This window comes from Candidatus Accumulibacter aalborgensis (genome assembly GCF_900089955.1).
GTDB lineage: Bacteria > Pseudomonadota > Gammaproteobacteria > Burkholderiales > Rhodocyclaceae > Accumulibacter > Accumulibacter aalborgensis.
In genome coordinates this window covers 1-26201 of sequence record NZ_FLQX01000010.1, presented here as the reverse complement: position 1 = coordinate 26201, position 26201 = coordinate 1, and the positions used below count along the sequence as shown (strand labels likewise).

Annotated in this window: 22 protein-coding genes and 1 tRNA gene; 3 read left to right on the top strand and 20 right to left on the bottom strand. The window is 57.0% G+C overall.

Going from position 1 to position 26201, the window contains the following annotated elements:
* Positions 1-50 precede the first annotated feature (50 nt).
* The 3 genes from ACCAA_RS01775 to ACCAA_RS01765 all read left to right on the top strand — a co-directional run bounded on the left by ACCAA_RS01775 (position 51) and on the right by ACCAA_RS01765 (position 2837).
* On the top strand, positions 51-293 hold the full coding sequence (locus tag ACCAA_RS01775; RefSeq protein WP_245754383.1) for a hypothetical protein: 243 nt from the start codon (positions 51-53) through the stop codon (positions 291-293).
* On the top strand, positions 280-2403 hold the full coding sequence (locus ACCAA_RS01770) for a GmrSD restriction endonuclease domain-containing protein (protein WP_186405533.1): 2124 nt from the start codon (positions 280-282) through the stop codon (positions 2401-2403). Before ACCAA_RS01775 ends, ACCAA_RS01770 begins: the two co-directional genes overlap by 14 nt.
* A 74-nt stretch (positions 2404-2477) precedes the next feature.
* Positions 2478-2837 (top strand): hypothetical protein, encoded by a 360-nt coding sequence (locus ACCAA_RS01765; RefSeq protein WP_245754382.1) that lies wholly within the window; start codon positions 2478-2480, stop codon positions 2835-2837.
* 161 nt (positions 2838-2998) lie between these two features.
* Here ACCAA_RS01765 and tpiA read toward each other — a convergent pair whose 3' ends face one another.
* The 20 genes from tpiA to ACCAA_RS01665 form a co-directional block, all read right to left on the bottom strand.
* On the bottom strand, positions 2999-3766 hold the full coding sequence (gene tpiA, locus ACCAA_RS01760; RefSeq protein WP_186405532.1) for a triose-phosphate isomerase: 768 nt from the start codon (positions 3764-3766) through the stop codon (positions 2999-3001).
* A gap of 73 nt (positions 3767-3839) precedes the next feature.
* Positions 3840-5096: a phosphoglycerate kinase gene (pgk, locus tag ACCAA_RS01755; RefSeq protein ID WP_186405531.1), complete on the bottom strand. Its 1257-nt coding sequence runs from the start codon at positions 5094-5096 to the stop codon at positions 3840-3842.
* Between the two features lie 262 nt (positions 5097-5358).
* On the bottom strand, positions 5359-7245 hold the full coding sequence (locus tag ACCAA_RS01750) for a polysaccharide biosynthesis protein (protein ID WP_186405530.1): 1887 nt from the start codon (positions 7243-7245) through the stop codon (positions 5359-5361).
* Positions 7246-7273: 28 nt separating this feature from the next.
* Positions 7274-7939 (bottom strand): NAD-dependent epimerase/dehydratase family protein, encoded by a 666-nt coding sequence (locus tag ACCAA_RS01745; RefSeq protein WP_342674020.1) that lies wholly within the window; start codon positions 7937-7939, stop codon positions 7274-7276.
* Between the two features lie 226 nt (positions 7940-8165).
* Positions 8166-9059: a glycosyltransferase family 2 protein gene (locus ACCAA_RS01740; protein ID WP_186405529.1), complete on the bottom strand. Its 894-nt coding sequence runs from the start codon at positions 9057-9059 to the stop codon at positions 8166-8168.
* Positions 9056-10165, bottom strand: a complete 1110-nt coding sequence (locus ACCAA_RS01735; RefSeq protein WP_245754381.1) for a glycosyltransferase family 2 protein — start codon at positions 10163-10165, stop codon at positions 9056-9058. Before ACCAA_RS01735 ends, ACCAA_RS01740 begins: the two co-directional genes overlap by 4 nt.
* Before the next feature lie 42 nt (positions 10166-10207).
* On the bottom strand, positions 10208-11158 hold the full coding sequence (locus tag ACCAA_RS01730) for a glycosyltransferase family 2 protein (protein WP_186405528.1): 951 nt from the start codon (positions 11156-11158) through the stop codon (positions 10208-10210).
* Positions 11155-11550, bottom strand: a complete 396-nt coding sequence (locus tag ACCAA_RS01725) for a GtrA family protein (RefSeq protein ID WP_186405527.1) — start codon at positions 11548-11550, stop codon at positions 11155-11157. The genes ACCAA_RS01730 and ACCAA_RS01725 overlap by 4 nt, the downstream gene beginning before the upstream one ends.
* Positions 11547-12497 (bottom strand): NAD-dependent epimerase/dehydratase family protein, encoded by a 951-nt coding sequence (locus ACCAA_RS01720; protein WP_186405526.1) that lies wholly within the window; start codon positions 12495-12497, stop codon positions 11547-11549. The genes ACCAA_RS01725 and ACCAA_RS01720 overlap by 4 nt, the downstream gene beginning before the upstream one ends.
* Positions 12498-12500: 3 nt before the next feature.
* Positions 12501-13418, bottom strand: coding sequence for a transketolase family protein (locus ACCAA_RS01715; protein ID WP_186405525.1), 918 nt, complete (start codon positions 13416-13418; stop codon positions 12501-12503).
* Positions 13415-14230, bottom strand: coding sequence for a transketolase (locus tag ACCAA_RS01710; protein WP_186405524.1), 816 nt, complete (start codon positions 14228-14230; stop codon positions 13415-13417). The genes ACCAA_RS01715 and ACCAA_RS01710 overlap by 4 nt, the downstream gene beginning before the upstream one ends.
* 12 nt (positions 14231-14242) lie before the next feature.
* The gene (gene rfbH, locus ACCAA_RS01705; protein WP_186405523.1) at positions 14243-15565 is read right to left on the bottom strand and encodes a lipopolysaccharide biosynthesis protein RfbH; all 1323 of its coding nucleotides are present in this window, start codon (positions 15563-15565) and stop codon (positions 14243-14245) included.
* A 3-nt stretch (positions 15566-15568) separates the two neighbouring features.
* Positions 15569-16651 carry a CDP-glucose 4,6-dehydratase gene (gene rfbG / locus ACCAA_RS01700; RefSeq protein WP_186405522.1) on the bottom strand — a complete coding sequence of 361 codons (1083 nt, stop codon included), beginning with the start codon at positions 16649-16651 and terminating at the stop codon, positions 15569-15571.
* On the bottom strand, positions 16648-17421 hold the full coding sequence (rfbF, locus tag ACCAA_RS01695; RefSeq protein WP_186405521.1) for a glucose-1-phosphate cytidylyltransferase: 774 nt from the start codon (positions 17419-17421) through the stop codon (positions 16648-16650). The genes rfbG and rfbF overlap by 4 nt, the downstream gene beginning before the upstream one ends.
* The gene (locus ACCAA_RS01690; protein ID WP_186405520.1) at positions 17418-19262 is read right to left on the bottom strand and encodes a hypothetical protein; all 1845 of its coding nucleotides are present in this window, start codon (positions 19260-19262) and stop codon (positions 17418-17420) included. The genes rfbF and ACCAA_RS01690 overlap by 4 nt, the downstream gene beginning before the upstream one ends.
* Positions 19263-19413: 151 nt before the next feature.
* Positions 19414-20607, bottom strand: a complete 1194-nt coding sequence (locus ACCAA_RS01685) for a glycosyl transferase (RefSeq protein ID WP_186405519.1) — start codon at positions 20605-20607, stop codon at positions 19414-19416.
* Positions 20607-23159 (bottom strand): FkbM family methyltransferase, encoded by a 2553-nt coding sequence (locus tag ACCAA_RS01680; RefSeq protein ID WP_186405518.1) that lies wholly within the window; start codon positions 23157-23159, stop codon positions 20607-20609. Before ACCAA_RS01680 ends, ACCAA_RS01685 begins: the two co-directional genes overlap by 1 nt.
* Positions 23160-23185: 26 nt before the next feature.
* Positions 23186-24559: an ABC transporter ATP-binding protein gene (locus ACCAA_RS01675; RefSeq protein WP_186405534.1), complete on the bottom strand. Its 1374-nt coding sequence runs from the start codon at positions 24557-24559 to the stop codon at positions 23186-23188.
* 218 nt (positions 24560-24777) lie between these two features.
* Complete coding sequence (locus tag ACCAA_RS01670) at positions 24778-25656, bottom strand: ABC transporter permease (protein WP_186405517.1); 879 nt, start codon at positions 25654-25656, stop codon at positions 24778-24780.
* A gap of 432 nt (positions 25657-26088) precedes the next feature.
* A tRNA-Phe gene (locus tag ACCAA_RS01665) sits at positions 26089-26164 on the bottom strand.
* Positions 26165-26201 lie beyond the last annotated feature (37 nt).

Below are 26201 nucleotides of genomic sequence, written 5' to 3'. Positions count from 1 at the left end.
ACGCATTATGACATAGAACTTGGCGCTGTGGCGTGAATTCTTGAGGGGGTGTGAACGGTTACAAGTTGTCGGCACTGACGCAGGACATGGACGCCCTGCGCGAATACGTCCTCAAGGATTGCCTGCTGCTCTACGCGCTGCTTGGCGGAACTATTTACTCCTCGCCATCAGGCATCAGCGGCAGCTTTCCTTCGACTTTGAAGGGCACTGGGGACGATAGACCAAAGACATGGTACCATCTTGAAGAAGTGTTCAAGAAGAAAGCCACAAGGGGGATACGTGAAAGCGACTGAAGCAAACCTGCTCAAATTCTTGAAGAAATCGCCTCAGTTCGTCATCCCGATTTATCAGCGCAATTACTCCTGGACCGAAGAGCAGTGCCGGCAGCTATGGACGGACCTATTACGTGCCGGTCGTCTTGAGAAGGTCACCGCGCATTTCATCGGGTCAATCGTCTATGTAGAGCGCGGCCTCTCAAACGTTATTCAGCAAGAAGCGCTCTTGGTTATCGACGGCCAGCAACGGCTAACCACGTCGACACTCCTTGTCGCCGCACTCGCCAAGCATTTCGAGATGAAGGGCGTCGGTGAGTTGCTGGAAACCTTCTCTGCCAAGAAGCTGCGCAACTATTACCTTCTGAATCCCGACGAAGAAGGCGAGCGTCATTTCAAGTTGCTGCTGTCTGAAACCGACAAGGAAACTTTGCTCGCGATTCTTCAAGGTTCGCCAATGCCGGCCGAGCGCAGCACACGGATCAACGAGAACTACGCGCTGTTCCAACAGTTGATCGGGCAGCACGAAAATGAGCTGGGAGCGATCTGCCAAGGCCTCGCCAAGCTGGTCATTGTTGATGTCTCGCTTGACCGCTCGCAAGACAACCCGCAGCTGATTTTCGAGAGCATGAACTCGACCGGCCTTGAGCTGAGTCAGGCCGACCTCATCCGCAACTTCATTCTCATGGGTTTGGAGCCCAAGCTTCAGGGCGACCTGTACAAGAGCTACTGGCGACCGATGGAGAAGGGTTTTGGGCAAGCTGCCTACGCCATTCATTTCGATGCCTTCATGCGCCACTACCTGACGGCCAAGACGGGTGAAATCCCCAATGTGCGCGACGTCTATACAGCGTTCAAAGCCTACGCACGATCCCTCAAGGGCGATACGCGGGATCTCGTCGCCGATATTCACTCGTATGCGACCTACTATTGCGCCATCGCGCTGGGCTCGGAACCCGATTCGTCGTTGAAGCAAGCATTCCATGACCTTCGAGAACTGAAGGTTGAGGTTTCCTATCCCTTCCTGCTCGACGCCTACAACGACTTCAAGCACGACCGTCTTACCGCCGCCGAATTGGTGCAGATTGTCCGACTGGTGGAAAGCTACGTCTTCAGGCGCGCCATTTGCGCGATCCCCACCAATTCGCTGAACAAAACGTTTGCTGGCCTTTCGCGGACTCTGAAAAAAGATCGCTACCTCGAAAGCGTAAAGGCAGCCTTCTTGTTACTGCCGTCCTACCGGCGCTTCCCCAACGACGAGGAATTTCAGCGCGACATCAAACTGCGTGACCTCTACAACTTCCGTAGCCGCAGCTACTGGCTGCGCCGCTTGGAGAACCACGGCAAGAAAGAGCGCGTCGACGTCGAAAACTATACCATCGAGCACATTCTTCCGCAGAGCGAATCGCTGTCCAAAGAATGGCAAGCCGAGCTTGGACCGGAGTGGCAACACCTTCAGCAAAGGTGGCTACATACCTTGGGCAACCTGACGCTGACCGGATATAACAGCGAGTACCGAGATTTCCCGTTCGCCTACAAGCGCGATCAGGTCATTGACAAGGACGGCAACCAGATAGGGTTCGCGCATAGTCCGCTGAAGCTCAACCTCGGTCTCGGAAAAGTAAGCACTTGGAACGAAGATGCCATCAAGGCCCGTGCCGACCGCTTGGCGCTGGAGGCCGCGAAGGTGTGGTCAGTGCCGCAGCTACCGCCAGACGTGTTTGATGCCTATCGCCCCGCTGCGGTAAAGGCTGGTCAGCAGTACAGCATTGACGATCATCCTTTCCTCGTTTCCGGTCCGATGCGGGAGTTGTTTGATCTATTCCGTGAAGCCGTCGTCGCGCTCGATCCCTGTGTCAGCGAAGAGTTCTTGAAGTTGTACGTTGCCTACAAGGCCGAAACGAATTTCGTTGATGTCGTCCCGCAAGCAAAACGCTTGCGTCTCGCGATCAACATGCCCTTCCATGAGATCGACGACCCCAACGGGATTTGTCTCGATGTAACCAATCTCGGTCGCTGGGGCAATGGCGATGTTGAAGTACGCCTTCCCACCAAGGAAGACCTGCCTTACGTCATGGGGCTGGTTCGGCAGTCGTTCGACCGCCAAATGGGGGGGCCACAGGATGCATAGGGCGATCTTCGTGCCCGTATTCAGCTTGCCGAATGATTGGCGAGTCCTGTTCGCTACTGTGATTGAAGCCCGGCATGTCGCCGGAAGAACAAGCCCACCTAAAGATCGACGACAAGCTTGCTCAGGTAGGCTGGGCCATTCATGACATGAAGCAGCTCAACCTCGGCGCAGCAGTCGGCGCCGCGGTTCGTGAATACCCGACCGACACCGGTCCGGCGGATTACGCGCTGTTCGTCAATCGCAATGCCGTGGGTGTCATTGAGGCCAAGAAAGACAGCGCAGGTGAAAACATCACCGTCGTCGAGAGTCAGACTGAGCGCTACGCTACCGCCAATCTGAAATGGAGTGAAGAAAAAACGCAGCTTCGTTATTTGACTTCATCAACCTCTTGCGCGAGGTCAACGGCCACGGGAACGCCTTCTGCAAAAAGGTGACCTACCGCGCTGAAGAAGATACCGACAGCATCCTGTCCAGCTTTCGCAACGATTACAACCCGCGCATTGCCGTCACCGTCGACATGATCGCCACCGGCACCGAATTTGCTCGCCACCGCGCGGGGCCACGCCGTGAAGCCCCGCGCCGGGAACATCTGTTCCTACTTGCTGACCGACTCACCCGGTGTGACGATGCCCAGGAAGCTATCGGCCTTGAGCGCGGCGCCACCGATCAAACCACCGTCAATATCCTTCTGCGCCAGCAGCCCCGCCGCATTTTCCGGTTTCATCGATCCGCCGTACTGGATGCTGATCGACTGGGCGACGCTGTCGCCGTACAAATTGGCCAGCAGGCCACGGACAAAGGCATGTGCTTGCTGTGCTTCTTCGTCGGTCGCGGTGACGCCGGTGCCGATCGCCCAGACCGGTTCGTAAGCGACGACGGTGCGCAGGGCGTCGTCGGCGGAAAGCCCGTCGTAAGCGCCATTTACCTGTGTCGTGAGCACCGTTTCGAGCTGGCCACCCTTGCGCTCGGCGAGCGTTTCACCGATGCAGACGATCGGTCCCATGTCCAGCGACAGGACTTTCTTGACCTTCTTGTTGACCGTTTGATCGGTCTCGCCGAAGTAGGTCCGCTGCTCGGAGTGGCCAATGATGACGAAATCGACGCCGATTTCCTTGAGCATGTCGGCGCTGACTTTGCCCGTGAAAGCGCCCTGGTTTTCCCAGTGCACATCCTGCGCCGCGAGCTTGACATTCGTTCCCTTGACCACTTCGGCAACCTTGGCCAGAGCGAGGCAGGTCGGCGCGATGGCGACGACAACGTTCTTGATGTCCCTGGCTGCGGCCACCACGTCGGTGGCGAGCTTTACTGATTCGGCAACGGTCTTGTTCATTTTCCAGTTGCCGGCGATAACGATTTTGCGCATGGTATTCCTCAATGTGGTAATGCATGACTTGGCGAGCGGGTTCGCCCCGGCATCATCGCCGGGGCCCGTCGGCCTATTTCTCGGAAAGAGCCGCGACGCCTGGCAGGATTTTTCCTTCGAGGTACTCGAGGGAAGCGCCGCCGCCCGTTGAGCTGTGCGTGACTTTCTTGTCAGCGCCGTACTTCTTGGCGGCGGTAGCGGTGTCCCCGCCACCGATCACCGTAATCGCACCGGCGGCGGTGGCCTGGACGACTGCATCGGCCATCGCCTTTGTGCCGGCTGCAAATTTTTCGAACTCGAAAACGCCCGCCGGACCGTTCCAGATGATCGTTTTGGCTTTCAGGATGGCAGCGGTGAACATCTTCGTCGACTCGGGACCACAATCGAGCCCCAGCCAGCCATCGGGAACGCCGTCGACATCGTTGGCGCTGCCGGTGTTGGCTGCGGCGTCAAACTTGTCGGCAATGACGAAGTCGACGGGCAGCAGAATCTCCTTGCCCTTCTCTTTGGCCTTGGCCATCAGACCCGGCACCAGCTTGGCGCCCTCTTCGTCGAACAGCGAGTTGCCGATCGGCATTCCCGAGATGACTTTCTTGAAGGTGAAGGCCATCCCGCCACCGATGATGATCTGGTCAGCCTTGTCGAGCAGATTGTTGATCAACTGAATCTTGTCGGCAACCTTGGCGCCGCCGAGAATCGCCAGCAGCGGCCGTTGCGGCGACTCGAGAACGGCCGAGAAGGCTGCCAGTTCCTTGTTCATCAGGTAGCCAGCGGCACGCTCGGGCAACTGGACGCCGGTCATTGACGAGTGGTCGCGGTGCGCGGTGCCAAAGGCATCGTTGATGTACACGTCGGCCAGCCGGGTGAGCGAAGCGCGGAAAGCTTTCACGTCTTCCGGGCTGGCCTTGATCTTGGTCACCGAACCGTCGGCGTTGGTGACACTGGCTTTGCCCTCTTCCTCGATGTGGAAACGGAGGTTTTCAAGCAGGATGACCTCGCCGGGCTTGATCTGGGCACAAGCGGCTTCGACTTCGGGACCGACGCAATCGGAAAGGAACTTCACCGGCCGCCCGAGCAAACCTTCGAGCGCGGTGGCCACCGGGGCGAGGCTGTATTGCGGAATGACCTTCCCGTCTGGACGGCCGAGATGCGACATCAAGATGACCGCAGCACCTTTCTCCAGAGCCGACTTGATCGTCGGCAAGGCGGCCTCGATACGCTTGGTGTTGGTGATGGCGCCGGTCACCTTGTCCTGTGGGACATTGAAATCAACACGAATCAGGGCGCGTTTGCCTTCGAGGGCGAGATCTTCGATGAACAGTTTGGGCATGATTTCCTCGACAGTGAGTTGCTATTTAAAAAGTCTGGAAGCAGGATCGAAAATGGCATGGTGTCTCCGTTTTGGCTGTCACACGACTCCTCGACAGAGATCCCTTGGGCCACTGCGTTAAGAAAATGAAACATGGGGATAGGCGTTTCAACGACGCAGACGAAGTATCCTTGGCGCCGCTGCCGGAGTCAATTCCCTGTTGTCAAGGGTGCTGTGTGATCAACGACAACTCTTCGCACCGACGACGAATGAGGCGGGGCAATTACCGATCAGCCGACACGACTGACATCAGCAGCGCCCGTACGGTCGCCTCATCCCGCGCTTCAAGCGCCCTGCTCAACTGTTCGATCAGACTCGCCAAGAGCTGTCCATCCAGATGCGGTTCGTCGGCCTTCATGATCTTGGGGTGCGGCGTACCTTCGGCATTGCTGCTGGCGATCAGCAGTTCCTCATAGAGTTTCTCGCCCGGTCGCAGACCGGTAATGGTGATTTCAATGTCGCCATGCGGGTTGGCTTCGTCTTGTACCGTGTGCCCTGCCAGGCGGATCACGTTGCGCGCGAGGTCAAGGATCTTCACCGGCTCGCCCATGTCGAGCAGGAAGACTTCGCCTCCGCAGGCGAGACTCCCGGCCTGGATCACCAACTCGACCGCTTCATGGATCGACATGAAATAACGCGTCACTTCGCTATGGGTTACGGTCACCGGGCCACCCTGCGCGATCTGGTCCTTGAACAGCGGAATGACCGAGCCGGAAGATCCCAGGACATTGCCGAAACGCACGGCACAGAATCGCTGGCCAGTGGCTTGCGTGCTGGCCTGTCGGGCGAGACTCTGGACGATCAGTTCGGCCCAGCGCTTGGTCGCTCCCATGATGTTGGTTGGCCGGACCGCCTTGTCGGTGGAGATCAGGACGAAGGTCTCGACGCCGGCAGCGAATGCCGCCTGAGCCAGGGTCAAGGTACCCAGAATGTTGTTGCGCGCCCCCTCAACCACATTGGCTTCGACCAGTGGCACATGTTTGTGCGCTGCTGCGTGGTAGATCGTGTCAACCCGGTGCTCCGCCAATAGACGCGACACCAGGCTGGCGTCGCCCACCGAGCCGAGGCAGGGAATGACCTCGCACGCCGCCAAGGGGCTCAATACCCTGTCGATCTGGTACAGCGGGTGCTCGTTCGCTTCGAGCAGCACCAGACGAGCGGGCCCAAGGGCAGTGATCTGCCGGCACAGTTCCGAGCCTATCGAACCGCCCGCGCCGGTTACCAGCACACTCCTGCCGGTGATACACCGCCCGAGCAGGGCCGGGTCGCCTGCCACGGGGTCACGCCCGAGCAGGTCCCCCACGTCTACCTCGCGGACCATGTTCACCAACAGCCGGCCGTTGGCAATATCGGTCAGGGCGGGCAGGATGCGCACGCGCACCGGTTGGTGTTCAAGAAAGGCCACCACCTCGCGTCGGCGGGCACCCGAGGCGCTAGGCAGGGTGACGATCACATCATGGATGTCGAAGCGTTCAATCAGGATCGGCAAGTGCTCAGGCGGATAGACACGCAACCCGCCCACATCTTTCCCGTGCAGCGCCGCGTCGTCGTCGAGGAAGCCCGCCGGAAAAAGGTCCCGTCCGCGTCTCAGCAAGGCCGCGAGTTGCCGACCGGCCTCGCCCGCACCGTAGATCAGCACCTGCCTGCCGGCAAAACGGCCGCGCACCGGCAACCAGAGCAGCCAGCGCGCGGCAAAGCGCGACCCGCCGACCAGCAAAATACCGACCAGCCAGTAGAGCAGCGGCACCGCCCGGGGTACGCCCTCCAGCCCGGTCATTTGGGTCATGAAAGCCAGAGCAGCCCACAGCAGCGCCGCCAGCGACATGCCCTTGAGCACCGACCACAGGGCTTGTTCACCGAGGTAACGGATCACCGAGCGGTACAGCCCCATCTTGAGAAAAATCGGCATCGCCAGAACGGGCGCAACGACCATCAACAGCATTTGCGAACGATTCGGGACGAACCATTCGCCAAGGCGCAGCGCGTAAGCTACCCAAACGGCAAAAATGAGCAGCGCGACATCGGCCATCAGCATCAGCGTCTGTTTGAGCGATCGCGTCATGAGCACCAGGTGTCGGGAGACGCTCTCGGGGAAACGCCTGGGAGTCATCGGGCCACTCTACGCCGGCAAGCGGTGATCATGCGACGTCCTCCTGCGACAGCACGAATGCCCTCGGCTCGAAAGCAAAATCCCGTTGCGCATCATGGTGATCGAAAACCAGGTCCTGGTTCATGCGCTCGGCCATGGCGGAAGACCAGTGTCGGTAGCGCGGCAGACAGTGCAGCAGGGAAACGGCGACGCGGAAAGCTGGCAGTGGAACAGCGAGCAGGCGCGGCGGACAGCCAAGCGCCGCAAAGACGCGAACGACCATCTCGCGATAAGGAAGCGTTTCGCCGCCGGAAATATTATAGGCCCTGTTGGCCACATCGACCGCTTGCAAGGCTGCCAGACACGCGCCAGCAACGTCCTGCGCGTGGATGGGCTGGCGCAAGCCATCAGCCCTTCCGAACACCGGGAAGAACCCGAAGCGTCTGATACAGCGGGCAATCTCGACAATGTTCTTGTCCCGGCCCAGGCCATAAATCAGCGTCGGCCGCAGGACTACCCATTCGACGCCACGCGCTTCCGCCCAGGCCTGCAAGCGCGCCTCGGCTTCCGCCAAGCGCTCGGCGACGGACTGTTCCTGCGAATCGGAGGAGCCGCTCTTGGTGAAACGACTGGTCGAAGACAGTGCGACCACACGTCGCGCACCATGCGCATCGAGCAACGCGAAGTGTTCGGGCAAAACCCAGATCGGCGCCACGCAAATCCACAGGGGAAGCTTGTCATCGCTCCCCGGGACTGTGTCCCGACCAGAAAGCCCGCCTGAGACAGGCAATTGCCTCCAGTCCACAGGACTGCCCGCGTGAGCCGCTGCCGATCGCGAGAAGGCCGCGGCCGGCCAGGGTGATTGCTGCAACAGGAACAGCAAGGCTTCCCCCACCAAGCTCGATGCACCGATGACAGCGACCGGGTGCCTGATCTCGACATCAGCCACGCATGAGCCCCAAAGCGCGCCCCGCACGCCTGCCTGTATAGTAAATTGCCACCAGAAGAAATCGCAGCCACACGCCTAGCGCAACCAATCCCATCAGAACCCCCGGATACTGGCGCCGAAAAAACTTGTTGAAAAATCGCATCATCCCCTTGTGCTTGTGCCACTCGACAAAGATCGGCCGACTTCTGCCACAAACCCCCAAGGCATGAGTGAATCGCGCCGATGGAACGAACAGGATCCGCCACCCGTTCTGGCGGAAGCGCATGCACCAGTCCAGATCCTCGCAATGCAAGAAATAGCCCTCGTCCCATTCTCCGACGTCCTCCATCGCTTTCCGCCTGACGAGCATGCAGGCACCCGAAATCGCCTCCACCTCTACGGCGTGATCCGGCAACGGCTGCGTATGCAAGTGAAAATCAAAAAAAAGATGCGGCCAACGCGCCGAAAAACGAGTCAGGCCAAATGCGCGCACAAACGAACGCCAGGGTGTGGGCACCGCTCGGCGCCCGCCCGCTTGCTCGCTCCCGTCCAAATGAGCAAGGAAGCCTCCCGCCATGCCGACGCGCTCCCGGTCCCGCATCGCCGCCAATAGACTGACCAGCGCATCCGACCGGAATGAACAGTCCGGGTTGAGGAAGAGCAGGAACTCGGCAGTGGCCACTCGCGCCCCACAGTTACAGGCTGCAGCGAAGCCGACATTGGCTGAATTCCTGATTATCTTTACGCCGGGAACGCCGCGCAAGTGATCCAGGCTGCCATCAGTCGACGCGTTATCCACAACGATGACTTCGCTCTCCAGCGGGCAGTCCCGAAACGACTCGACACACGAACGCAGCAATTCACCCGCGTTGTAATTGACGATGACCGCCGAGATGACGGCGCTCATGGTGCTCTTCTACTCAGTCTGGTGGTGAGTATCCGTTTGTCCAACTGTCGCCAGATCTCACCGATCGACGCCACACGTGTTTCCTGAATATACTGACGCTTGCGCCACGTCTTCGGCAAACCCAGCAAGGCATCGCGCTTCGCCCGCAGGATCACGCCACCGCGCCCCAGCGACGCGAACCAGATGATGCTTGCCAGATTCAGCAAGACATGCAAAGGCAAGAGCAGCCAGAGCAGAAAGCCGGGCATATTCTTCACGAAAGTCCACACCAGATTGCGATGTCCATGATAGACGGCGAAATCGCTGTGTTGCCCGCCCGTCGTCCCTGAGCCCACATGATGGGCCACCGACTGAGGCACGTAAAGACAGCGATATCCCGCGAGACGCAAGCGAAAACCGAGGTCGACGTCTTCGACGTAGCAGAAATAGTCCTCGTCAAATCCTCCTATTTTTCTCAAGGCATCCCGACGATAGAGTGCTGCGGCCGCGCAGGGTGAGAATACTTCGTGCTCGCACGCCGAGGACGTGGGCGCGAGTGTACCGTGCCCCACACGCCAAACCAGCCCGCTTGCGTGGTAGGCATCGCCCGCCCCATCGAGGATGCTAGGGTTGGACGCGTTGACCAGCTTGCTGCCAAACACGTCGAATCCCGCATGCGATTCCGCTGCCGCCAATAGCGCTTCCAGCCAGCGCGGTTCTGCGAACGCATCGGGGTTGATGAGTGCTATCCATTCCGACTCCTGTAGCGCCGCATCGCTCGCCAGATTGTTGCCGCGAGCAAAGCCCGTGTTCTGATCGAGCGCCATCACCCGCACCGACGGGAAGCGTCGTACGATCTCAACCGACCCGTCCGAACTGCCATTGTCCAGCAGGATGATCTCGTGCGGATTGACCGTCTGCGCCATCAAGGCCGTCAGGCATCGCTCCAGAAACGCCCCTCCGTTCCAGTTGACGACAACCACCGTCGCCTTCAGCCCTGAACTGTGCCGGGGTTCGGTTGAATGTGGCGCACTCACGGGATTTTCATTTTTCATAACCGGCGCGAATGTCGCCAGCCCGCTTGCCGGTTTGCAATGATTCGCATGCGCGTTCGCTGCATGCGCCACCAAATGGCGCCACAAACTTGCTGGCCAAGGACATCGCTGACTTCAGTCAAAATTAACGCGTTCGATCTCAACTACCAGGGGCATGTTGCGTACCTGCGTATGAATAGACGCTATATACTCACCAATCACGCCGATAAAAAAGGTTTGCATGGCACCAAAGAAAAATATCCCGATCAGCATGGGAGCGGTGCCCAATTGAAATGAATCCCAATAAGCGAGTTTGGCGATCAGAAAAGCAAGCGCCACGAGCAGGCTCAGCAGAGAAAGCAGGAAGCCGCTCATGGCCATCAGACGTAACGGCAGCTTGGAATGGTTCGTGATCCCAAGCATGGCAATATCATACAGCGTATAGAAATTGTTCTTCGTGATGCCCCGCTGCCGTCTCGGCTGCTTGAATGGCACCAAGGCAATTGGGAAGCCAATCTCGCACAACAGTCCACGAAAATACGGGTAGGAATCGTGGATGCTACGCAGTATATCGACCACCACACGGTCGAAGAGGCCGGCGCCGGTAGCATTCTGTACCAGTGGAACCTCGGATATCCTGCTGATAAAACGGTAATATGCCTTGCGAAGCATGAACATGATCGACGATTCTTCGCTTTGCGGCTTGACTGCAAGCACGGTCTTGTAGCCAGCCTCCCATTGTTTGATGAACTCGAGCATCATTTCTGGTGGATCCTGCAGGTCCGAAGCGATTAGAATGCAGGCGTCACCACGCGACTGAAGAATGCCGTAATAGGGCGACTTGATATGCCCAAAATTGCGCGCATTGACGATCAGTTTAACTCGTTTGTCGCGTGCTGCCAGCCCCTTGATCTTGTTGACCGAACCGTCTGTCGAGGAATTGTCAATGAAGATGTGTTCGTAATTGTAGCAAACCGTTTCCATGACATCAGCAATGCGCTGATGCAACTCGTCGATGTTCTCCACTTCGTTATAGCAAGGGGTTACTATACTGATCAGCTTTTTCTCCAGCACCCGGTTGGTCATTTTTTGTATACCCAATAACTCATCAGCATCCAACTAATAACTACGCATAACGGTACGCATATAATCTGTGCCAGATAAGGGCTAAAAAAAAGATGCTTGGTCAGAAACGCAAGCAGAGCCGCATTAACGATGTAACTTGCCCCATAGGCTGTAACGAATTTCAGAAAAACAAGGCGCCCGCCGGAACCATTGAAGACGATCCTTCCAAAAGTGTAGTAATTGAAGATGACCCCCGCCACGGTGGCGATCAAGAGTGCCGTCAGGTAAGGCGTCTCAAAAAATACCAGGAGTGCATATGCGCCATAGCCAAAAACAGTATTCAGGACTCCAGTGCTGAGAAATCTTAATATTCTCGGTTCAGACAGGCTGCAGCTTTGAGACTGGCTTTTCAACTCTGGCCCCCCTCCAGGGATGGCCTCCGTGACAGAAGAGCCATCTCCATCGTGAGCCCCTGCAAGGATGTCAGTGTCGGTAGATAGCCAAAGTCAGCAGCACGCCGGTTGAGCGAATAGTAATGAGGCTTGCGGCCCGTTGGATTTGGACCGCCGGCGTGGTCACCAATCGCGTAATGTAACCCAAACTTCTGCTGCATGGCAGCAAGGATCCGCGGTTTGTCGATCGGTTCCTTGCTGTAGCAATCGACCGCCGTGTTGGCTGGAGGTGCGGCCAGCAATGCGTCGACCAGTTGATAAAAATCAGACGGATGCACGTAGTCGCGCACAATGTAGTCGCGCGACGTCTGCAACAGGGTCTGGCTCCGAATGGCGCGCACGATATCCGTCATCAGGGATCCCGAAGACATATCCAGGGTGTGACTGAAATAGTTGAAAACGCGAACATCAATAATCTGTAAGTGTTGCAGCGAGCGATGGCGACATTCAGCATGCAGCTTGGCGACCGCATACCAATCCTGCGGCTGGAGGCTATTGATTGGAACTACCGCCGCAGTACTCGCGTCGGCCGGCTGGTCAAAACTTGCGCCATAAGCGGCGCCGCTGCTAAGAAACACGTATCGACACCGGGAATTGGTACGCAAGTAGTCGAGAGCGATCCGGTCGTAGTCCAACGTGACGTCGAAAATCGAGGCGCCCAGCGCGGCGATCTGGGCCGGATTTCCTGCGCCGACGAAATTCAGGATGATGTCGAAACGCTCGCCCTCACCGAAGGCACAGAAATCGGCGACGGCATAGCGGCCGGACAAATCCGCAGCCTGCAGCCACTGTGTCACGGCAGCCGGACGTCGCGCGAAGAGCAGCAACTCGTGGTCACTTTGCGCAGCGAAGGACAGCACCAGATCCTTGGCAATCTGGCTGGTCGCGCCAAGGACGGATATGCGCATGGCCTATAATCCGGCGAGAAAATAACGAATACGTTCGGCGATGGCCAGACGATCGAGACCGTGTTCTTTCCGCAAATACTCATAGCTGCCACAGTGATGCGAGAAACGGTCACGAACACCAATTCTCAGTATCCGAACAGGCGCGAACTCCGATGCGATTTCGGCAATGACGGACCCCAGGCCGCCGAGGACCGAGTGTTCCTCAAGGACAACGACGACCTGACTCCTTTCACAGATGGAAGTGACCTGCTTTTCATCAATCGGTTTGATGAATGGTGCACTCCAAACGGACGCGTTGGAATAGCCGTCGTCGGCGATAGCGATCGCCGTACTGACCAAAGACCCTGTGGCAATGAACGTGACATCCCCAGCCGTACCGCACTTGACCTCCAGCATCCCGCCGACGCTGGCCGGCGGTGCGGCCACATGCACGTCGCCAAGGTCGCACTTTCCCATTCTCAAATAGACAGCGGACTGTGAGCGATAGGCCGCCTCCATGCAGACAGCCAATTCGAAACGGTCGGCGGGAGAATAGACCGATAGATTCGGGATCGATCGCGAACAGGCAATATCTTCCGTCGATTGGTGGCTTGTTCCGAGATGGCTGTAGACAAAACCCGCGCCATCACCGACGAAAATCACCGGCAAATTGTCATGGGCGACGTCGAGTTTTATCTGTTCGAGGACCCGAACGGGGACGAAGGCACTCAAGCCATAAACTACCGGCCGAAAGCCCGCCCGCGCCAGACCGGCAGCCATTCCCACCATGTTCTGTTCGGCGATGCCGGCGTTGATGTACTGAGCTGGACACTCTTTACGAAAGTCGTCGAACAAGGCGTAGCCATGATCGCCCGTCAGGAGCAACATATTGGTGTCGGTCTGGCCCAGGCGAACCAGTTCTCGTGAAAAAGCGGCCCTCATTGCGTGCTTCCAGTCACTTCGAACAAAGCCTGTGCGTAGGTGGTGGGATCAAGCCGCGTATAGTGCCAAGTATTGTTGTGCTCCATGAAGTGCACACCCTTGCCCTTGACGGTCTTGGCGATGAGTGCTTTCGGCGCTCGGCAATCACTTTCCCAGAGCTGGGTGATAGCGCAGTCGATGGCCGCCTCGTCATGGCCGTCAACGGTGAGCGCCTCGAAGCCGAAGCTTTCGAATTTCGATTGGACTGAACCAAGTCTGAGCACTTCTTCCGTGCGCCCCATTGCCTGAAAGCCGTTCTGGTCAATGATGACCATGAAATTCCTGAGCTGATGGTGCGCCGCAAAGAGTGCTCCCTCCCAGATAGGGCCTTCATTTATCTCGCCATCGCCGACCAGAGCGTAGGTTCTCTGGTCGGTGTGGCGTAACTTGGCGCCCATCGCCAAACCTACGCCCACCGAGAAGCCGTGTCCCAGTGAGCCTGAGGTTACCTCCAGGCCGGGGATGCGGGAATCGGACAAGCCTTTCAGATCGCTGCCATCTGAAAAGTAACGTGCGAATACCGCATCCTCAAGCCATCCCAGTTCGCGCATGCACGCGTACTGCGCCATGACACCATGACCTTTGCTGAGCACCAGATAATCGCGACCGACGGCAAGGGGATTGTCGTCAGGATAGCGAAGGTGATTTCGGTACAAGACCGCCAGGAGTTCGATGATCGAAAAGGCGCACCCGATATGAACGGTCGAGCCCGCATAGGCCATGTCAAGGACTGTCTTGCGAAGTGTTTTGGCTTCAAAGGCTTTGCCAGACATCACAGGTGCTCCCTAAAAATTCACCCCCAAGAACGCCTCGATCCTGCCGGCGGCAAACTCCAGCATTTCGTCGGTCAGCGCCGGCTGCACACCGATCCAGAAAGTGTGGTTCATCACCGTTTCTGTGTTCGTCAGATCTCCGCTGACCCGGTAATTGCGGCCGATCATGTACGGCTGTCGGGTCAGATTGCCGGCGAACAACAGGCGGGTACCCACTTTTTCCTGGTCAAGATACTGAAGCAACTCCAGGCGGCTGACAGGGGAATTTTCGGTCAGGGTGACCGGGAATCCGAACCACGAGGGCTCGCTATTGGGTGTGGCATGTGGCAGTATCAGAAACTCCTCACAACTGGCCAGGCGCTGTTTAAGGAAGGCGAAATTGTCCTTGCGACGCTGGATGAAAGCAGGAGCCTTGTCCAGTTGCGCCAATCCACATGCAGCCTGCATGTCAGTGATTTTCAGGTTGTAGCCGAGGTGACTATAGGTGTACTTGTGGTCGTACCCTTCGGGCAGAGTCCCCAGCTTCTGGCAAAAGCGACGACCGCAGGTGTTGTCTTTGCCAGGAGCACAGTAACAGTCTCTCCCCCAGTCGCGGAAGCTTTCGGCAATTTGCTTGAGCTCGGAATCGTTGGTAAACACCGCGCCGCCTTCGCCCATGGTGATGTGGTGCGCCGGGTAAAAGCTCAGGGTGCCAATGTCGCCAAAGCTACCGACTAGCCGACCATTGTAGCTGGAACCCAGCGCGTCGCAGCAGTCTTCGATGAGCCAGAGCTTGTATTTCTTGCAGAGCGCCACAATGACATCGAGATCATACGGGTTGCCCAGTGTGTGAGCCAGCATGATCGCCCGGGTCTTGGCGGTGATGGCAGCTTCCACCTTGCTGGCGTCAATGTTATAGGTGCCGAGTTCGATGTCAACTAGTACCGGAACGGCACCGAATTGCAGGATGGGATTAACGGTTGTCGGGAAGCCGGCCGCCACCCCAATTATTTCGTCGCCCGGTTTGATGGCTCGCTGGCCAAGTCTTGGCGAAGTGAGGGTGCTGAAAGCCACCAGATTTGCCGAGGAGCCGGAATTCACGGTGATGAGGTGCTCGACGCCGAGGAAAGAGGCCAGGCGCTGCTCGAATTCGTCGTTGAACCGACCGGCCGTCAGCCAACCATCGAGCGAAGCTTCGACCATGTTCTTGATCTCCTCGGCTCCGATGATCTTGCCTGAAGGAGGCACGACAGATACCCCCGGCTGGAAAGGCTGCGGCGCCATGGCAATAGCAGCGTACTTATCCACCAGTTTGGCAATCTCTTTGCGGATAGCCTGCGTAGTGCTGTTTTGCATAGATTAGTTCCTGGTCAATGTCAATGTTTCATAGGCGTGGATTTGCTCCAGGGTCAGTTGGCGGATGTTCGCGCCGGCGTGTCGCAGTCTGGCCCAGTCGACAATGAGTTTCAAGGAATCATCCAGAGTCAGTGCGGGACGCCAATCAAGACGGCTGCGTGCCTTGGAAACATCGAGCTTGAGGTGAGCCGCTTCGTGAGGATGCTCGCCCGAGTCGATTTGCCACCTGGCGTCGCTGCCCCACATCCCGGCCATTCGCTGAACGACCCAGCCAACCGATTTGGCGTCTTCGTCGTGGGGGCCAAAATTCCAGCCCTCGCCATAGGAGGGCCCTTGCTCGTGCAGGCGTTCAGCGAGTGTGAGATAGCCGCGCAAGGGCTCCAGGACGTGCTGCCAGGGGCGGACTGCGTTGCGGTTACGGATACGGACGGGCTTGCCTTGCTCGAAAGCAGCAAGGATGTCGGGGACCAGACGATCCTGCGCCCAATCGCCCCCGCCGATGACGTTCCCGGCCCGCACGGTCGCCAAGGCAACGCCGTGCTGCGCATGGCTGCTGGGGTTGAAGAACGATGATCGGTAAGCGGCGCTGACCAGTTCTGCGCAACCCTTGCTGTTGCTGTACGGGTCATATCCTCCCATGGGCTCATTTTCACGATAGCCCCAAGCCCATTCACGATTTTCGTAGCACTTGTCTGTCGTGATATTGACCACGGCTCTGACGCCGCTGGTTTTGCGTACCGCCTCCAGCAGGTGCACCGTGCCCATCACGTTGGTCGCGTAGGTCTCCACGGGTTCGATATAGGAATGGCGCACGAGCGGTTGCGCCGCCATGTGGAAAACGACCGCAGGCCGGTGGTCCTCAACCGCCGACCGAAGTCTGGCCAGATCAAGGACATTTCCCATGATGCTTACCATGCCATTGCCCACGTCAGCCGAATCGAACAAGCTTGGCTTGGTGGGCGGAGGGAGTGCATAGCCTACTACTTGCGCCCCCATCGATTGCAGCCAGAGGGATATCCAGCTTCCCTTGAAACCCGTGTGACCGGTCAGAAAGACACGCCTGCCCCGCCAGAACGTCCGGTTCACAACCAGACCTTCCAGGGAGCCTTGCCTGACTGCCACAACTCATCCAGATACATCATATCGCGCAGCGTATCCATCGGCTGCCAGAAACCCAGGTGCTGAAAGGCTGCCAAATGCCCCTCCCCGGCCAGACGCTCCAGCGGACCGCGCTCCCAGACCGTGGTGTCATCGGCGATGTAGTCGAGGACTCTCGGCGACAGGACGAAGAATCCCCCGTTGATCATTGCACCGTCCCCCTTCGGCTTTTCCCGAAAGCTGCGAACTTTGCCCTCATTTATGTCTAAAGCGCCAAAGCGTCCCGGCGGAACGGTCGCTGTAAGGGTTGCCTTGAGCTTCTGCTTCCTGTGGAAAGCGATCAGCTCGGTAATATTGATATCACTCACCCCATCACCGTAGCTCAGGCAAAACGTCTCTTCGTCCCTGAGGTAATCGGCTACCCGCTTCAAACGCCCGCCTGTCATGGTGTCATCGCCGGTGTCAACCAGGGTCACCTTCCAAGGCTCGGCATAACGCTGATGCACCTGCATCTGATTATTCTCCATGTCAAAAGTCACGTCGGACATGTGCAGAAAATAGTTGGCGAAGTACTCCTTGATGACATAACCCTTGTAGCCACAGCACACCACGAACTCGTTAATCCCGTGTGCCGAATATATCTTCATGATGTGCCACAGGATCGGCTTGCCACCAATCTCGACCATCGGCTTGGGCTTGAGATGGGTTTCCTCCGAAATCCGCGTCCCGAGCCCGCCAGCGAGTATGACCGCCTTCATCTCAGCCTTTCGATGAATTTCATCACGGCGATAAAGACGAAAATTGACAGGGCTGTCGTCGTATAAAAGAGCAACCTCGCGTCCGCCGCATTCCCGAAAACCACAAGCCCGCCGAAATAGAACCCCCCCGACAGGAATAGAGTCAAACTGCCGACAGTCAAAGCCCTAACTCGACACATATAGAAAAGGGCGCCGATCGCGAGCATATAGATGAACCACGGCCTGAGCAGGACTACCTGAGAGGCCTCAACCACATAAGTGACGACAGCATCGCGAAGACTGGACGCCGGCAAGACATAGCCGTATTCATTTTCGTCAATCGACGGATGCGTAATCAAGAACTGGTCACCCTCGTTGGCGCCAACAAGATACTTGGAGAGTTGTAGCTTGTGATGAAGAAAACACAGCGGATGCTGTGCAGCAACATTGAGCCATGTTCTGTCGATTCGCCTATCGGAGCCAACTCTATCCCACAACCCCCGAGACAGATTGGTATGGCGTGGATCATACAACTTCCCAATGTCGACAACGGACCATTCCGGGGCCATCTCGCCAAACAGGTTCGCTCCCGTGCAGAGGCTCGCTCCGGCGATATCGAAGACGCGAACCGTTCCAATGAAAGTACTCGTGTGATCGCGCATCTTCTCAAGACCCGGAAGAGAATATTTGTCAAGCACGGTCTTGGCCAGAAAGAGCCCGCCCGTAAGTGCCGAGCACAAGAACAACACGCCATAACCAAACCATGCGCCGCGCGGTTTCAGACGTGAACAGGCAACCAGGGAAAGATAGAACAGTATCGGCACTGCGGCAGTGATGGCGTTGTGGCGAGAACAGACTGCGACATAAATCAGGCAGATGGCCAGCGCGAACAGGGGGATGAATCCGGATCCATGGCCCAGCCGCGACATGACCACGACAACCGCGAAGCCGGCCAGAAAAAAACCGGCCATCAGGACATCCTTCCAGATAACTCCTACCGTGCCAAGTATAACCGGAATGCCCAAATATAGAACCATAAATACGCCCGCACCCACCGCCCGTCGGGTGAAGGACAGCACTATAAAATAGATAGAAAACAGCAATAGAAAAACCTGGGAAAAATGCATGGCGGCTGGATTGGCCGACACCAGATCGACTGCCCGCCAAACATAACTGACCATCGGAGGCCACTCCGACTCCGTGACACCTTCTCTTGCACTGCGCAGCGCATGCAGACTGTCATGTGACATGAAGCCCGGGTAGAACAACAGTGAAATGCCCAGTGCTACCGCCAACGGTACGAGTACGAAATGCAATCTTGCCATTGCCGCCAGCACACCCCTGCGCCAGCTCTTGTCGAGAAAAACGAACAAAAGGAATGACAGAATAGTGTTAACGACGAGAAAGTTGACTGCCTGGGAGAGCAGCGGCGATCTCCTGAGATCCAGTTCAAACGCCGGGTCGTTTCCGGTCGAGCGAACGAGCAAGCCCCCCGGGGATGCCTCGAATCCACCAATCATCTGTATTGGCGTCGAATATTCGAGCAAGTCCTTGGTCTCGTAGGTCTCCGTCCCGAATAGACGTTTCACCTCAATTCCCCTAAGCAGCGTGAGGATCGCACCATTCGATGGATCAATCCGCACGCGATCCACAAGTCCGCGGGGCATGGGGAACTCCAGACGGCTTTCCGGATTCTCGAAGGACGCTGAGCGTTGACTGTTCTCTTCGTTGTATTGGTCACCTACCGGAAAAAAAACCTGAAGGAAATCAGACCGGTCCTGTTGCGCATGAATCACCATACTGCCCGCGAAGATGACGCCGGCGCCAACGAGCAACAGGCCCACAGCGAGCTGTATGGTCAAGTAGCACGCCAGGCGGCTCCACCGAGTGAACCCGCCGCAGGCTGGTCGTTCCGACGCATCACTCATCTACGCTGCTCGCGGCGGGATTGCTCGCGTGTCCTGTCAAAATTGCCATCGCTTAACAGCCAGTGTGCAGCGTCTTCGGTGCAGATCATGAATAGTTACGTATGCGCCGAATCAGTCCCGAAACCCCCTCGCGTTTGAACACCGTGAACGCCGATCTTGCCACCCGTATGCCGTGCTTCGGTGAGAGAATCCCCTCAATCAAACGCCCAACTACGGTTCTCTGCTGGCTACCGCTACCGTCAGGGGCATTCAGCTTACCTTCGGCAGTCTCGGCCTTCCACCATTCTAGGAAGCTTGGCGCCGCAAGACTGTACGGATCCGGAAAAGCCTGTTGGACATCCGGCCTCGCCTCATAGAGCCTCCGCGCAGCACGCGGGATGGGTTCACCGTTGTCGAATTGCCCGTAATGCCATCCCCGGAAGCGCGAATCCCCCTGTCCCTCGGCGCGCAACTCCTTTCCATACGTATCCCACAGCTCGTGCGCGATGGTCTGGCTCGCGGCATAGCGCATCAACATGCCGAAACCATCGCCATTGTCGTAGCTGGTGAAATGGTAGAAACGTAGTGGAACATCCCTGACAAGAAAATGACCGGTATCGTCCCTGGAAAGGGGGCGATGCGCGATATTCCATGTCGCCACATTGCAACCCGGATCTCGAACGATGCCGAGCTGGCTAAAAAAAGCCGGCGCCAGATCGCACCAGCGCTGGTCGGTGAACAACCCGCCGGGAATATCGTCGCGACAGAAGAGGCGGAGCCGAGCAGCCCACCAGCGAATGAACTGGAGCCCCTGGCCAGAGGTCCTTGCCGCAAAGAAGCCCAGATTGTAGACGCCATGCTTCAGCGCCGAAATCTCGTTGTCGCGAACTGCATCGATCTCCTCCTCTCTATCGAGCAGGTGCGGCGTCAGCAGGATCTCGTGTTGATCGAGCAGCGCCTCGAGCGATGACAGCGAGCTGAAAACCTTGATGTCCGGGTCGAGGTACATTATCTTTCCGATACCCGGGCGTTGCGCGAGCACTTCAGCAGCAGGACCCTTCACCGCGGTGCAAAGCTCAACGACCTCATGACCGAATGCCCAAGCCTTCCAGTTCGGGAAACCGAGTTGTTCGACCGTGAGCACCTCGTCGAACGGCTCACGCGCAAGATCAAACCCCACTGGTAGGCTGTCGGAATAGAGCAGAACAAAAAGCCAATCGGGATGAAAACGCTTGACTGACTTCGCAAGGACTCGCGCCTTGGGGAGATAGCTCTTCGTAACCGAGGTGTAAACGAGCATTATGGTCTCGCCTCCCTTGCCGTTCTGAGAACCGCCTGAATTGCCGCAAGTATTATCTCTGGCGAAGACCCGAGCGGAACAACTCTTCCCCACACATATTCCTTGACTCGCCTGCCTTGCGCACCAATATCGAAGGCGACAACCGGAAGTCCCATGCGCATGGCCTCGGAAATCGTATAGCTAAAGGTCTCTGGAACGATTGCAGGCATTAGGCAGACGTTGATGCCTTTGCGGCTTATGATTTCGGGGAGATCGTTCGGGGCGTACTTGCCAAAAATACTGACTCTCGGCGGTGTGGCCACGAAGCTTGGCCCGACCACCGTGATCGGGATGGGTATGTCGTTTGCCTCGAAGTAATCAGCCATTGCAGAGACAATGTCCCCACCCTTGGGCCTGGACAGCACCCCCAGAATGCCAATATGAAGCGCCCCGGTTAAATTCGCCTGCTGATCACATTGGAAGTAACTGATCACGTGCGGTGTGACCATCACCTTGTCATCGTCCAGATGAAAACCCTTGCGGACGATTTCAACTGACGACGGGTCGAAAAAAGTGACAGAGTTGGCTGCCTCGATAAGCTCGGCAAAAGGCTTACGCCATTCCTCGATCTCGACTGGACGATTAGCTCTAGGATACCAAGTATGATACCACGTCAGATTTCTGGGAAGACACTCCTTACATACCCGCGTATCCTCTGGTACGCCACAATATTTATCTTCAAAATCTGAAAGAGGAGGCGAAGGGCACAGAGGGTAAAAATCATGCATTTTCAACTCCAGCGTGGAATTCAGCAAACGGGCCAGTTCAATGATCCTTGCAGCCGCCATTCCTATGTCCGGAAAACCATAAAGTGAATTCAGAATGATGCTCGGACTACGTGACGCGGCGAGTGTCGTGAATAACTCATCCAGCGAGGATGTCTGAAAAAGAATCCCTTCACCATCATCGACCCAGCGAACAAACCAAGCGGCCTCAAAGCAGTACACTCTTATGGCCGCGCCGCCGTCTTCCCGAATGCACTTGAGCAACTCCTGCGTATAAGTGTTGGAGCCACCACCGCCGTTATGATCAAATATAATCGTGGGGCTGCTGATCAATCCGTTTGCAAATTGTGCGCCGAGAAACCGAATATCGAACGCATCAAATTGCTGGGCCGCAACCTCTGCCGACAGCGGTTCCGCAATGGCGGTGCGCTCATGCAGGGAAATGGCACCACGCAGACCGCCCATTCCACCGGAGCGAGTAGCATCGAAGCATCGAAAAAACAAACGCCTGAGGCCACCAAGCCCCGAATGCTTGGACCTATAGTTTCTCCAGACCACGATAAGCCGCTTGAACCGCTGCGCTCCTTGCGAGAGAAATCGCAACGGCCTCGTAATCCGCCATGACGTCGATGAGCGAAAATCCACGATCTGGCGGCGCAGTTCGTCTTGAGTCTGCTGCAGGGAATGCACCTGAGCATCGCGTTCGCCTAATACCCGGCCAATGGATGAGATCTCGTGATCGCGATCGGCTACGGCTTGGTCAAGAGATGAAATCGATTCATCGCGATCGACCAAGGCCTGACTAACGGATGCAATGACTTCATCGCGCTCGGCGATTGTGCGCTCGCGGGCTGCTATCTGCTGTTGGTACTCGCCTGCTGCTCCGATGAGGGCCGAGATTTTCTCGTCGCGTTCGGCCATGGCTGGCGATGGAAACTCAATGCCAAGCGACACATGGCCCGACGTACCGGTGAGGACTTCGTATGCATACTGTGGTTTATGGAGCAGTGGCAAGACGAGATCTTCGACACTGTCGATGGCCAGCAAAGGGGTCGTGCCAACATAACTCATAACCGTGACCAATTTCTCTTGGGGAACCATGAGCAACGCGAATTCCTTCGCAGAACCGAATATGTTCGAGTCAAGAGAATTGAAGTTGTCCGGGTTGAACGCAGATGCCAGGAATCCCAACAGTGCATATTGTCGTGCTGCGCCGAACTCCAGGAGCTCACACCCTGCGGTCAATGAATTGCACTCACAAAACACGATGGGACGATCGCGCGCAATGGTGCTTTCGGCACCATTGAGTACCAGGCGCTCCATCCCCTCGACGTCAAGCTTGATTACGTCTATCGTCCCAATCGCCAGGTTGTCGATGGTCGATATCTCCATCGGGTAGGTATCGGATGTGGACGAGCAGGAATCGGCATTGAGCGGAATCCCGCCAAAATTGACCATCTGATGCAAGTCCAGTGATTGCAGGTGGGCGGTCTGCTTCATGTCGGCCAAGCCAATGTTCAGCGGTGTCACGTTATGGCAATCGTTGATCAGCAAATTGGCTGCGAGAACGGCAAAAATCTCCCTGCGCGGTTCGAATGAATAAACCCTGCCCTCTGCGCCGGCAAACCTGGAAAACGCCAGCGAGTGCGTCCCGATAAAAGCCCCCACATCGAGAACGCGCATGCCCGGCCTAATGATGTGGGCAAGCAGATCCAGCTCATCCTGCGCCCATTCACCATACAGCGCCAAGGCACGCGACACCACCTCATCCGAATCGATAATCATCATCGTGCCATATCTCGTTGCAACAACGGTCATCCCGCCTCCGATTGCTGAGCCGCCGTCACGCGGATCTCCATGCTCATGTCGTGCAGTCCGCAGATACCGAACACCACTCTGCCTTTGAGGCTGTGCAATGCCACCGCATCGTTGATCCAGTGGTGCTGTATGTGGTCATCACCAATCCCCTCAGCGACTGCCACGTTCATCGAGTAGTCGCCACTGATCAGCACCGGCATGAGGAATGAGAACGTCGCCAGCACAACATCCCCCGGTCCTATGGCTGGAGGGCCGTTGCGATACGCGAGGTCAGTACTCTCGGTAAAGACGTATTGGCCAAGCCGGTCTTTTATCATGAGTCCGAAGGCGGCATGGTCAATGCCTTGGCGAGCCTCCGCTCGGATGCAAAAACTGACCGGGTCGCCACCGTTGACAGTATACGTTCGCGCCCCGCCCGGGCTCTCGAACCAGGCATCGACAATCTTGATGCCTCCCTTGCCAAAACAGTCGGCGTCATGGCGAAAAGGGGTTATCCGAATTGGGTTGGCCGGCAGATCTCCTGATCTGTAGCAAGTTACCGCCGAGGCGCCGTTGGAGTCAAGCGAGCTCCGGTTGGCGGCGGTGTCCGTCGCCGTCGTCTTGCCAGACAATGGAACGGACTGATCACGTTCAGCATACAGTTCCTGTATGTATATCTGAGCTATCGCGTCTGCCTTGCCAACAACAATCCCGTTCTCTCGCGACAAGAGAATGGCTCTATCGCACAAATTGATAACTGCACTGGTATCATGACTGACAAAAACTACGGTGCCGTCTCTCGCCTGAAAATCTCGCAAATAGCGCATGCATTTCTGCTGGAAGAAGATATCGCCAACCGCCAGCGCTTCATCAACGATCAAAATGTCCGCGTCGACATGAGCGATAACCGCAAAGGCCAGCCTGACATACATCCCGCTGGAATAAGTCTTGACCGGCTGATCAATAAAGTCGCCAATATCGGCGAAGGCCACGATTTCGTCAAATCGCGCATCGACATCGCCCTTGCTCAAGCCGAGTACCTTGGCATTGATATAAACATTCTCGTGCCCGGTAAACTCCGGGTTGAAGCCAGATCCAAGTTCAAGCAGCGCCGCAATACGCCCGCTGGTTTGAATGCTGCCGCTGCTGGGGCTCAGCGTGCCGCAGATAATCTGCAGGAGGGTGGACTTTCCAGAGCCGTTGCGGCCAATGATACCGACGGTTTCACCCTTTGCAATTTCGAAAGAGACGTTTCTGAGCGCGCAAAACTCTTTATAAAAAGTCGGGACTGAAGAAATGCCGGAGGAGAAGAGCCTTCTCAGCGGAGGTAAAGCTCGACAAAGCAACGGGACAACAAACTGCTTGAGGCGGTCCCGCGGCGTTTCATACATCTCGTAAAGCTTGCTCACGTCCTGAACGCGAATGGCAACCGTGGCAGATTCCTCGGTGGTCCGAACTGAAGTGTGGGGAGCGGGTGAATGGCTCACTTCGAGGCGTCCACCTGCCCGGCAAGTGGCAACTCATCCGCGTCAACTTCTGCCCTTAGCGCTTCTCGTGTGTACATGGACGCCACTAGCAATCCGAGAGTGATTTGCGACAAGACTGATCGTCAGAGGACATCGGCGAAGCCTTTTCTGGTTTTCTGGAACCAGAGGTACCCTAACCAGGCGACTGTAATGGCGGTGAGGGTGTAAATCCCCAATCCGCTCCAGTTCGGTAAATTTCCCCATATCAGCACGTCGCGCGCCTGTTCGATGACGAAGGTCAGCGGGTTAGCCATGATGAAAGGGCGAAATTGTTCCGGTACGGCGGTTACCGGGTAGAAGACGGGGGAAAGGAACATCAAAACGGTGGTAACGATGGCGATGGTTTGCCCGACGTCGCGCAGAAACACCCCCAGCGATGCCAGCATCCAGGAAAGCCCCGTGGTCAGGATAACGAGTGGCAACAGCACAAGCGGAGTAAAAACCAGCGTCCATTGCAGGTATCCGTTGAAAAGCAGAAAGGCCGCCAAGAGCACGCCAAGGCTGATGAGGCTGTGGAAAAGCGCAGCGCCCATCGCAATGACCGGTAGTATTTCGATCGGAAAAATCACCTTCTTGACGTAATTGGCGTTCGACAGAATCAACCCGGGGGCTCGGTTCATGACCTCGCTGAACAGGCTCAACACGATCATGCCGACAAAGAGGAGTACCGCGAATTGCGTCTTGCTATCGTCAGCGCCGACGCCACCCCAGCGGGACTTGAATATCTCCGAGAAAACGAAGGTATACACCAGGAGCATGAATACCGGGTTGAAAAATGACCAGGCCATGCCCAAGGCGGAGCCTTTGTAGCGGCCCACCACTTCGCGCGTCGTCATTTGCGCAATGAGCTGGCGGTTGCGCCAGAGACTTCGGGCGAGCGCCACCAGGGACGTGGGGTGGGCAGCATGGGGATTGCTCCCCACGTCGCTGGTGCTGCGAGTTGGAAGCTGGGTGCGGTTCATGAACAGGCAATCAATCAGAACAGTATCGGCCGACCGGTTGCGCCGGGTGGTGCATCCGTTAGTGACGCTGCTGACCGTAGCGGGTCACGGCTAGAATCGCTACCGGTTTGATGCGAGCGCTCCTGATTCAGTAGATCCCGATCGTCGCCGCGAACAGCTTTGTTCATCCGCTCCAGCAGCCAGCGTCCGACTTCTTCCCTCAGCAGCCGCCGACCGTCACGGTTCAACCGCTGCAGGTCATGGTCAGCGAGGTGCATGCTCGGAAAGTTCAGGCGTGGCGATCAGGTGGCTCGGCGTGTTCCAGGGAGCGAGGGCGAAAACAGTTGCGCGGTTGTCTGCCCGCTATCTGATCGTGAATGTGCCGCAGCACGACGACATGGCCGAGAAAAAAACCTACCACACTGGGTAGTGCATTTTTTTCCTCAAACACTCTGGTGGCCAAGCGCGGAATCGAACCACGGACACGCGGATTTTCAGTCCGCTGCTCTACCAACTGAGCTACTTGGCCAGTAAGTGTCCAATTATAGGGAATCGCTTCCTTGCCG